At 40.0% G+C, this 12,664-nt stretch carries 1 protein-coding gene; it reads right to left on the bottom strand.

Going from position 1 to position 12,664, the window contains the following annotated elements; translation table 11 throughout:
* Window positions 1-22: 22 nt before the first annotated feature.
* Complete coding sequence (locus ACXACQ_RS21330) at window positions 23-12,652, bottom strand: SDR family NAD(P)-dependent oxidoreductase (protein ID WP_474978028.1); 12,630 nt, start codon at window positions 12,650-12,652, stop codon at window positions 23-25.
* Window positions 12,653-12,664 lie beyond the last annotated feature (12 nt).

Below are 12,664 nucleotides of genomic sequence, written 5' to 3' on the forward strand. Positions count from 1 at the left end.
CATTTGGGTGAAATGAAGACTATTAAATAGTTTTTTCTTTAAAGAATTTGGTAAGCTTTTTAAGTATTCTTTCTTCATCTTTAGCGGTAAGTCCTAATGGCACCGCTAACCTTACACATTTATTAAGTATTGTGTTTCTCTGCTGTCCCACTTGATGCAAACCGCCTCTAATCCCCGTCTCCACAAATAGTTCGTCTAAGAATTCTTGTTTTTTATCGTTATCACTCTCCGCAGAGGTTAATTCATCAACATTAACCAAAACAGCATGTCCATATGCTTTTGGTATTATTGGAGCTTCTATTGCAGCCAAAGCATCGTTGAGTTGCTTAGTAAAGGCCATTTGACTATTTATCATATCCAAAATGGTATCTCGCTCATTGAAGCCTTGTAAAATGATATGCTCCATTTCATCGGTGATGCCTAGCTCCTCTTCCGCTTGTAGTTTTTTAATAGCACTTGCGAGCTCATCGTCATTAGTAGCAATTAAACCACCGTATGGAATGGCAAAATCTTTAGTGAGACTAGTTACTATATGATCAGCATGCTTTACGGTTTGCTGCACTATATACCATAAGTCCTTAGTTTTATATGAATTAGCATGATGTTTATTAACATAGGCATTTCTAACCAGCCTGGCAGCATCCATTACCAAAGGAACATTGTGCTTTTTAAGCAACCTTTTTAACTGACGTATATAACCGGGTCTTATAGCATGCCCTCCACTAGCGTTGCACAATACCTCTAAAGCTACCATAGCTACATTTTCAGTATCTTCCTCTAAATGGGCCTTAAGTAAGTCCATGTTAATTTCCCCTCTACACACATCTATAGACTCTAGGTCAAATACAGCGGGCTCTGGCATCTCTACTACTTCAAACTTATTGTGCAGCTGTGCCATGAGCGTACTTGTCCATGGAATACCTGATAATATTTTCTTCTTATCGTTGTTAAATGTTCTATAGAATAGCTCTTCGGCATATCGCCCTTGCTTAGTAAGTATTATGTGTTTGAAAGGAAAAACTTCTTTCACCACATCCATATTTACCGCATCTTGTTTTTCTTTTAAATAGTTGGTCCTCTTAGTTACCGTATCTGTTTTTACCGAAAACCAAGTATCGGTGATCATATCTAAAGGGCTTTTACCATAATCTAGGTTAATAAGACCTTCGGGCTTCTTCACCACAGCTTCCCGTTGTTTTCGAGTAAGAGCCTCCCATGTATTCTCTTGCTTTTGCTCTACTTCTGCGGGTTCGGCTACACTTTCTTCTTGTACATCAACCGGCTGCTCCAATACTTCTTCAGATACAGGCAATGTTGGTGATTCATCATGCAATGGAGCCTCTACACCTTTCAACTTATCCGCTAGCTGAGTAGCAGTTAATGAATTGGTGTAAAAAACAGGCCAATAATTCAGGATTAAAGAAAAAGGAGCGTCTTTAGGCAAGTAAGCATATACCGGATGGCCTGCTTCTCCAAATTTTTTCTTAAACTGATAGTTGCTTTTGCCCTGTTCTATTATTTTACTTAGAAGTGTTTTCTGCTCGTTTTGAGCCACCATCCACTGCCAACCTTCAGGGTCCTTTTTATCATCATTTTCAAAACAGAAAGGATACCATGTTATGCCCAAAGAGAAGAATTTTGCCCCTTCATCGCGCAGTTTTGATATGATTTCTGCTATGGCGTATTCCATATGCCCTAGTGGTGCAGTGTTAGGATCATAAAACTCTTGATCCATAACATAAAAATGTCCTTCCGCATCTACTTCAGTAACGATTATACAACAAAGGTTGTCATTATGAAAAGTGAGAAATGCTCTGTGTCCGTGTGGCAATTCGCCCTTAAGCAAGTTTTCCATGCATAAGAATGAGTGCTCTATAACATTGTTTTTATCATTACTCCACTTTTGCATAATAGCCTTCATCTCAGCAAAAAGCTTCTTTCCTGGCTTGCCGGCATACTCTTCCACCCTTACATCTCCTGATTTTTCGAATTTCTGAATCAAATACCGGAGCTTACGCATTTTATTTCCTCGTGTAGTAAAAGACTGAATATCAATATTCTGCCCTACACCCATAGGAATCAATTTGGTATCAGAGGTATCAATAAAATCACGATAAGCATCAATGATTAATACATTTAACCCCTTGCTACTGCTATAATCTAGTAATTGAGCATGCACTTGAGCATTAGTATTAATGTATGGTATTATTAATTTACTCTTCTCATTAATAATAAAGCGGATATACTTTCCTTCTGAGTACGAAATGAGGTAATAAGGGAAAAGGACTCTTTCATAACCAATAGGCGGGTCCTTCTCGTCCATCTCATCTATTAGAGCTTTTATTTCAGGCTTTTGCTCCAAATCGTTATGATGCCATACCTCATAATTACTTCCTTCTTTCTCCAATTCCTCTTCTTCTACAATTACAGCTTCAGGTGTACCTAAAAGGGCATCAATATCTATATCATCAGCATCTAACTCCGGCTCTTCAAACAACTCCATTTCTGCTGTATCTTCATGCCACAGCACAGGCTGGCTTACAGCACTTTCATGATATGACATAGAAACAGCCTCTTCCTCCTCAACCACCATTTCTACCTTATTATCACCTTTAGAAGATAATAACTGCTCTACTTCACTCCTATGCTCTTTCACAAAATAAGCAGCCAGAGTAGCCACGGTACTGTATTCAAAAAACAAGGTTTTAGACAGATCTTCGAAATGCTCTTCTAAGGCATTATTTATATTGAGAACCAAAATGGAGTCTAAACCATAATTTTCAAGGCTCTTGTTGAGCTCTATGGTACTAGGCTCTACCTTCAACGCCTCTCCTATAACCTCTTTCAGGTAATATTGAGTATTGGCTATGAGAGTTTCATCGGATGTTACAGACTTTTGAGGCGCATTAGCCGCCACATTGTGCTGAGGCAGGGTATCTTCTAAAAAACTTCGTACTTCCGCATTATGCTCTATAACAAAATAATCGGCCAAAGCAGCTACTGTACTATACTCAAAAAATAGAGTTTTAGACAGGTCTTCAAAGTGCTCTTCTAGGGCATTATTAATATTTAACACCAATATTGAATCTAAGCCATAAGCATCGAGACTTTTGTTATCATCTATACTATTTGCATTTACCTTGAGTGCCTCTCCAATGATTTCTTTTAAATAAACCGCAACTTTCTCCTTTAAATCACTGCCATTAGTAGCCTGTGTCATTTCAGGCTGTGGTGCTTCTTGCACTTCCTCAACTTCACCCAACAGCAGCTTCACCTCATTAATATGATGCTCTATAAAGTAATCAGCCAAGCCTTTTACTGTACTATATTCAAAAAATAATGTTTTAGAAAGATCTTCAAAATGTTCCTCTAGTCTATTATTGATATTCAAAACCAATATAGAATCAAGCCCGTAGTGTTCTAATGACTTATTAATATCAATAGCTTCAGCAGAAACCTTAAGCGCCTCTCCTACCACCTCTTTCAACCAAGCCTCTAGTTGCTGCTGGATATTCTTAGGCTTAGCAGTCTGAATTTTCTGGGTCGGAACTATGGTATTATTAACATATAATTCACCAAGCGAATTCAGGTTATCCATTTTCAGAAAAGCTAGTTGATTATATTCACTCGAGAGCAAAAATTCAACTGCTTGCATTCCTTCGCTAGGTTCTATTGATCCCAAGCCGGCCTGAGCCATTCTATCTTGGTACACCTTAGAAGCGACTATACCCACACTACCCCAGTAGCCCCAGTTCATCACTTTAACCTTGCAAGACCAGTTATTCGCTAGCTGATATGCAAAAGCATCTTTAAAGGTGCAGCCAGCGGCATAGTTACTTTGTCCTCTAGCCTTACCAAATGATTGGGCTGAAGAAAAGAACATCACAAAATCTAAGGGTTCATTCTCAAATACATGAGCCAGTTGAACACTAATATCTATTTTAGATGCCAAAGCTGATCGGAAACGTTCTTCCTCCATTTGGGCCAAGCTTCTATCTTGTAACACGATGGCCGAATGCACTATCCCATTAAGCTGGCCATAAGCAGCATAAACCTCAGCTTTAACCTTTTCTAAATCAGTACGATTACCCGCATCAGCAGCCATATATACAGGCGCTTTACCTAGTTTAGCAAGACGCTGTACTTTGTCTTCTATCTCATCGTTTAAAGCTCTTCGACCTACCCATATTATTTGTGCATCGTAATTTTTTATCATGTACTCAGTCCATACTTCTCCTATTCCTCCTGCACCACCTATAATTAAGTAAACACCGCCTTTTTTATAAGCTGTAGCAATGGCTCCACCAGTATTTGCCTTGGTAAGACCTTGTCTGTACCATTTATTATTACGGTAGGCTAATGCATCGCCATTAGCATTAGCAGGTAAGGTTTCAATAAGCTGAAATAACTTAGAAGACCTCAACAACTCGCTTACCGAAGAAGACAAATCAATGGTTCTTACGTTCCATTGGTTATATTCTTTGGCCATAGAGCCTATTAGGCCGAACAATCCTGCATGGGTGGCATTTATTTCACTCTTTCCATCTACTGGCTGTGCATTTTCTGTAATAATAGTCCAGCCTAATTCCTTCCCTGATGCACCTATACCTAACAAGGCCTTTATGGTTCTGAAACATGCTATAAGTCCATTTTCTTGGGCTTCTATTATTTTCTCATCTCCTAAAGTGTGGTACGCTACATCTGACGCCACCCAGTAGATATGATCTATATCAGCAACACTTGATAGAAAGTCCGATACCTTATCTACACTATTTAGTATTTCCGTTTTTAGGTGTACTGCCTTGGGATATTTCTCCTTAAAGAAATTAAAGTCAGTATCACTTACACCTATCACCACCACACTATTGTTAGTAGCTGGCCATGCGGTGGCCTTTTCAGGTTGTGCCTCCACCCATGACAATTGTAGCGTATGAGTCGCCATTCCTTCTTTTACAGGTGCTACTGGTTGCTGTGAGGTGTTTGTCTTATTTTTAGTAGTACCCGTATTTACTTTACGAGTAGAAAAACCTTTAAAGAGCGTACAAACCTCTCCTTGATCATTACATAGGCTAATGTTAACTTTTTGCACTTCACTACCTTCAATGTTTCCATCAGCATACTCTACATACGCCCACATATTTTTACTAGAGCCTTTGTAAACCACTACCTGATCTACTGCATATGGCATTACTGGTGAAAAACTTCCGTTTTCAGCAGCAAATAGAGCATATGTAGCTTGAAGAGCCGCATCTGCCAAAGCAGGATGAAGCACATAATCATTCATCTCCATTTGCAAGCCAGCAGAAAGTTGCAGCTCCGCTAATACACCTTTATCGCCCACGCAAATCCGTTTCACTGCCTGGTGACTACTTCCATAAGAAATACCCATACTTTCGAAGACAGCATAACACTCTGGCGCCAAAATTTCTCTGACATTACATGCCTGTTTTAGCTCTTTGAGGTTTAAGTACTGCCCTGGTAATTCTACCAGTTCAGCTACTCCTTCGCTGTGCAATAAAGAAGTGGAAGCATTGCTTATTATCTTATAGTTCAACTTGCCTTTATGGCTGTTGTTGATTTCTAGGGTAACATCTACAGGCTTGCCATTTACGGCCAAAGGCTGTGCCCATACCACATTCTTCAGCTGCACTGATTTGTCTTTTAATAAATCAGTATCATGAATCTGCTCCATGGCAGCACGTGCCATTTCTAGGTATGCCACACCTGGCAAAACCTTTTTTCCTTGTACTTGATGATCTTCTAAGAAAAACTCATTACCCGAAAAAGTACTCTCAAATTTGAGTCCTGATACTCCTGACTTATTTTGTTGCAGAAGTGGGTGTATATAATCAAATCCTAAAGCTTTATTTTCTACCTGGGAAGTATTATCTCCTTTTAGGTAAAATTTGGACAGCCAATATTTCTCCTTAGCAAATGGATAGCCAGGTAGGCTCATTTTCAATGGTAGCTCTACATGTTTATACAGCTTTTTCCAGTCAAAATTAAGCCCAAGCACCCATAAGTCTAACAGTTTAGAAAACTTGCCTTTCTCGGCCCATGCTTCTAATGCTTTTTGTAAATCTTCATCGGCAGCAAAAACAGAAACAGTTTCATTATTTTCTGCTACTCTTCCAATATACACATCTACATCATTAACATTACCTGCCACCACAGCCTCTAGCTTTTCAACAAGTTGAGCCATGGTATACACTTTAATAGCCAACCTGTCATCCATAAGTTCGCGCCCCATCTGCAGGGTATATGCCATGGATGCTAGTTGCTCATCAGCCAGTTGCTCTTCCTTAATGTAACTTAAGAGCGCATTAGCTTTTTCTATAAGCCTATTACTGTCTTTGGCTGAAAGTAATATTAATGCGGGATCGTTTCCTTTAAATCTATTTTGCTGACTTTCGTTCTTATACTCTTGAATAATAATATGAGCATTAGCTCCTCCTGCTCCGAAAGAAGAAATACCTGCTATACGAGGCACCTCTTTACCATTGAGCACTGGTCGTTTCCATGGCGTTAATGCTTGCTGTAACACAAAAGGCGTTTGGGTGAAGTCTATCTCAGGGTTAACTTCCTTAGCATGAAGCGTTGGCACTAATTCTTCGTGCTTCAGCTGTAATAATACTTTTGTTAGGCCAGCCATACCCGCTACACTTTCACCATGACCAATATTGGACTTTACTGATCCTAGCGCACAAAACTCCTTATCACCGGTTTTAAAACCAAAGGCTTTACTCAAGCCCGCCACTTCAATAGGATCTCCGAGAGATGTACCCGTTCCATGCGCCTCTATATAGCTCACCGTTCGTGGGTCGACTCCAGCTCTTTCGTAGGCATCTTTTATCACCTGAGCCTGTGCTATAGGGTTAGGTACTGTGTAACCATTAGTTTTACCTCCTGCGTTAATAGCACTACCTTTTATCACCCCATAAATATGGTCACCATCCTCTATGGCTTTTGATAATGCTTTCAGCACTACTACGCCCACACCTTCTCCATCAATAAATCCATCTGCATTGGCTCCAAAAGCACGGCACTCATTACCAGTAGACAACATAGCTGCAGAACTTAGCCCTACATAATGTGATGGATTCACAATGAGATTGACACCTCCGGCAATGGCACAATCACTACTACCTGCATAAAGGCTCTCCATAGCCAAATGAATAGCTGTAAGAGATGATGAGCACGCTGAATCTACAGCCATACTCGGGCCTCTAAAGTTAAATAAGTAAGACACACGGTTGGCCATGGACCAATATTTGGCACCGGTGGCATAGTTACCGTTCATTGCCCCTGCAAATACACCTACTCTTCGAGTACCGGATATGCTTTCGGGAGTATACCCTGCATCTTCAATGGCGTGATATGCGGTTTGTAAGAAAAGGCGTTCTTGAGGGTCCATCAACTCAGCTTCGGCAGGTGCTATTTTGAAGAATAAAGGGTCAAAATTCTCTATTCCATCAATAAACCCGCCCCACTTAGTATACATGGTTCCTTTGTTGCCTTTTTTAGCATCAAAATATCTTTTCCAATCCCAACGAGAGGCAGGTATCTCTGATATACTATTTTTACCATGCTTGAGGTTATTCCAAAAATCAGATAGATTTTGTGCTTCTGGGTATTGCCCTGCTAAACCTACAATAGCAACATCTTGTACTTGTATGGGTTGTCTATCTTCCTTTTGCGTATTTTTTCTGTTCCACACAGCCTTTCCTCTGCCTTTTGAGCTAGCCAAATGGCTATTATCATCGGTATGAGCAGGCGATACAGCATCAGGAGTAATACCCAACACTTTTATAAGTTCATCCCTTCTATTCTCTATAAAATTATTTACTAAAGCCTCTATAGTCTGTACTTCAAAAAATAAAGTACTGGTCACATTTTTAAAGTGACGGCCCACTTCTTTAGTAAGCTCTGTTACCAAAATAGAATCTACTCCATAAGCTTCAAAAGGTGCAGTTTCATCAATTTTGGCCACAGGAATTTTAAGTGTATCTCCTATAAGCTGTTTTAGGTATAAAGTAGCCTTCTCTTTTAATGTTCCATCTTGCACCTCGCCTGCCGTAGTACTAGCTTCATGCCTACGCGTGAAATTCACGTGATTTTTCTTAATGATACCGTTACTTTCCGCTGCTATTATGGCTTGTCCCATAGAATGCGCTTCTTCGCAAGGGAAATACACGGATTTAAAGCCTTCTGCTTCTAATGCTCTCTGCCACGCTGAAGGGTATAGACCAGGGAAACCAGGTATACGTAACTCAGCATCTTCATATAACCACCAGCCTTCTAACAAACCAAACGTTAGGTGACTGAATACACTACTTTTACTCAACTCGTTAAGTAAAACCAATCCATTTTTATGGAGCGCTGCCTTAGCATTATGTAATGTATTATTTATGTGCTTGGTAGCATGCAGTACATTAGTAGCTATTACCACATCAAAAGAATCGGGCTTAATTGCTTGTCCATCTAATGGGCTTTCCACATCAAACCTCTCATAGGTTAAATATGGGTTTTCAGGGCCATATTGCTTTTCTGCATGAAAAAGGAAAGCTTTTGATAAGTCTGTGTAGCAATACTCTTCAATATGATCAGCATAAGGACGTATGCGCTTAAATACCATAGCACTTGTACCTCCAGTACCCGCTCCGATCTCTAAAATTCTAATCTTCGCCTCTGGATTTTCCTCTAATCGTTGCTGAATATAAAGCACAAGCGTATCGGCCAGCACTTGATTAAAATAATCAGATACAGGATTATTTTTATATAGCCCTTCTACCAGCTTCATTGAAGAACCTGGGAACATAATTTCAGTAGCCCTAATTTTTCCTTGTAATATTCCAGGTAAGGCTTTTAAGGTCTCTTCCACTAACTGTGCCTGCACACACTGAGTGATATCATCTTTCCATAAAATCTTCTTTTCTTGCCATTCTTTCCATAGCGCGTCAATATCTTCTACAGGTTTTTCTGTTAACGCATAAACATCCAAATCCTGCTGCAAATATTTATGCCTTTTAAGAATTTCTACTGTCTCTTCGAGCCAACGGTTATAAAAATCTGTAACCTGACCTTTTTCTTTTAACCGAGATAAATCGGCTCCATTATCATCAAAAAGGTTTAAGCTTTTTAACTGTCCTATCAGCAGTTTCACCAGCATAGCTTCCATTTCTTTGGCTGGTGGCGCTACTTTTTCTTCTATTTCTCTGTGCTGACTTTCTTTTGGGGTGAGCGATTGAACCTGTTCTATGAGCGATGGCACCTTATCAGGATACCCAGCTACTATTTCTTGGTCATCATCCTGCTCTTCTATCAGGTTGAGGTCATTATAACTGCTATTAAGTGCCGGTGCCGTAACTGAGGCTGTATTTTTCGAGTTTTTAATTGAAAGCCCCTTAATTACTACACATGCGTGCCCTGCTTCGTCTAGCAAAGTAATATTTAACTTTTCTATAGCTCCACCAGAGTAGCCACCTTCAGTACGTGAAATATATGCCCACGATGGTGTACAGTTAAAATTAATGATTTGAAGATCTTCTAATGCAAATGGTAGTGCTGCATCTGCTTCTGTAGTTTCTGCATTAGCCTGCAAGGTAAAACCTAAAGCACCCTGAAATGCCGAGTCCATAATAGCAGGATGCAAAACATAATCCTCTGCATTTGAAATGACACTTTCAGGCAAATGAATTTTTGTCAATAACTCATTTTCACCCACCATAATTTCATCTATCCCTTGGTGCGCTTGCCCGTATTGAATACCTAACTTATCAAAGGTGCTATAACATAACGGTGCATCATAACTAGCATGACTACAACGCCCCTTCACCTCTTCTAAATCATAAGCAGGTGTATCAAGATTACTACTCCAATAGATAGTACCATGGGCATGTAATAATTCTGTGTCTTCAGCAGCACTATATATTTCGAATATTACGTCATTGTCTTGAGGTATAAAAACGGTGTATAGAGATTTTCCAGCGTTCTCATTTACCTCAAGAGGCCTCACCCAAGTCACATGTTTTATACATAAGCTTCCCTGATAATCTCTTTGGCCACGTGTGGCCTCTACTATGGCGGCCCTTGCCATTTCTAAATAGGCTACCCCTGGCAATATTGACTTTCCACTCACTTGATGGTCTGTTAAAAACCATTCTTTTCCAGTGAAGTGTGTATCAAAACGAAGTTCATTAATGTTAGATGCATTCTTGTGCACTAAAGGATGCAGTTTATCGAGCTCCGGTGACATGGCGGCAGGCTTAACCCAGTATTTTTCTTTAGCGAAAGGATACGTTGGTAACGGCATTCTACTCACTTCTTCTCCTTTATAGGCATCTGCCCAAGCTACCTTTACCCCCTTCACCCATAGTGAAATTAAAGCCTTATAATCAGAGGATTCTAAGGCTTTTTGTTCTTCAGCTTTGCCCGCCTCATCCTTTTCGTACCCAAGTAAAAATTCTTTATTTTCTTTGAGTCTACCAGTAAATATGTCATCAGTTGCTTGGCTTAAATATTCAGCCAATTTTTTCTGAACATTATCAATATTATGAGCTACAAAGCCCATACGATATTCCATTGCATCACGCCCAACTTGCAGTGTATAGGCCAGGTGATGTAACTGTGTATTGTCTAAATTATTACGATCTAAAAATGTAGCCAGCTGCTGAGCCTTTTCAACAAGTCTCTCTGGCTCTTTTGCTGAAAGTATTATAGCGGCAGGCCCTTGTTTAACCTTTTCTCTGGCTGGAGCTACATACTCTTCTATCACTACATGAGCATTTACCCCGCCAAATCCAAAGCTGCTAACCCCTGCCCTACGAGGAATCTCATGGCCCGCACTATCTTTAATAGATGCCCATTCTTGCGCTTGTTGCACCACATAAAAAGGGCTATCTTCTAATTTAATATAAGGGTTAAGCTCATCGCAATGTAAACTTTTTGCTAAAGTCTTATGCTTCATTTGCAACAACACCTTTATCACCCCTGCTACCCCAGCTGCTAACTCTAAATGACCTACGTTAGTCTTTACTGAGCCTATACCACATGTACTTTTGATATCACTCTGGTATTGGCTATACAAATCTTTAAAGGCCGCTTTCAGTCCATTAATTTCAATAGGGTCTCCTAATGAAGTACCCGTACCATGTGCCTCTATATAAGTAACCGTTCTCGGATCTATCCCTTCTTTCTCGTAGGCTGTTTTTATCAACTCAGCCTGTGCCTTAGGATTAGGTGCTGTAAGCGAATTAGCTCTTCCTCCATGATTTTCAGCACTGCTACGAATTACTCCATAAATATGATCTCTATCCTTTTCGGCATCAGACAGCTTTTTTAGTACCAGCATACCTACGCCTTCTCCTCTTACATAACCATCAGCATCTTTAGAGAAAGTTTTACAGTGACCATCTTCACTGAGCATACCAGCTTTGCTAAAGCTAATATGTGCATCTGGTGTTAACATTAAGTTTAAACCACCAGCCACGGCCATGTTGCTGTCACCATTTCTAATAGCTTCCACCGCACGGTGCAATGCCACCAAAGAACTAGAACATGCCGTTTCTATAGGTTCACTAGCTCCGTGCCAGTCTAAGAAAAAGCTCATTCTATTAGGCCCCACAGAAGCAGCCATGCCTGTAGAACTATTTCCTTCAAGGCCAATAGCGGCTTGCTTCACCAAATTATTATATCCGCTAATAGCTGTCCCCACTAAAAGCGCGGTATTGCTACCTGCCAAGCTATCGGCAGAGTAACCAGCATCTTCTAAGGCTTTCCATACATAAAGCATCAATAGCCTTTGTTGCGGATCCATTAACTCCGCTTCTCTAGGAGAAATACCAAAAAACAAAGGATCAAATTCTTCTACACCTTCTATAAAACCACCATATTTAATATTGGTCTTATCACCATCAGCCACAGGGTCTCCATAGTACTTTTTCCAATCCCATCTATTTTCAGGAATTTCACTAATACAGTCTTTTCCCTGCCTTAGGTTTTCCCAAAACTCATCCACATCATCAGCCTGAGGAAAGCGCGCACTCATACCAATGATAGCAACAGGCTCATTTACTGCATCACGGCTCTCTGTTGCTTTTGCCTCTTTAGGCGCTGATTGATAGGTAGCGGTCACCTGTTCATCTTCAGGTGGCGTTACTGCCCCATTACTAGGCCTTGAAGATGATTCTGTTACTAAGGTCTCTCTGGCTTCTTCTGATATTACGGCTGAAGTTTTGCCCCCGAACTTAGCAACAATATTTTGTTCATACTCTTCTAATAAATGCTCGGCAATGCTCTTAAGCGTATTGTATTCAAAAAATAATGTAGGCATTAAATCCAGATCATACGCCTCATTAATATTATTAGCAAACTGAGTAAGACTGATAGACTCATAGCCATATTCATTCAGCTCTACATCAGTTTCTATCTCATTTCTATCGTTTATTTTAAGCTGATCGCAGACCATACCTACCAATGCCTCTGTCAATAAACTCAAAACATCTTTTTCAGGTACTGCTGTAGCTTTATTTTCTTGTTCTTTAGAAGCAGGAAGCTCCTGCTTCATTTGCTTTAAAAAATTAACCGCCTCTTGTTGGCTTATTTTCTTGTCTTTCACTTGCTGGTACAAGTGATTTATATCCATGCGCTTCATAAATGCAATCTT

The sequence above is a fragment of the Fulvivirga sp. AWR4_260 genome, assembly GCF_056158185.1.

Excerpts from the sequence above, each read along its gene's own strand:
- ACXACQ_RS21330 (WP_474978028.1), bottom strand. The coding sequence starts at position 12,652 with ATGAAGCGCATGGATATAAATCACTTGTACCAGCAAGTGAAAGACAAG.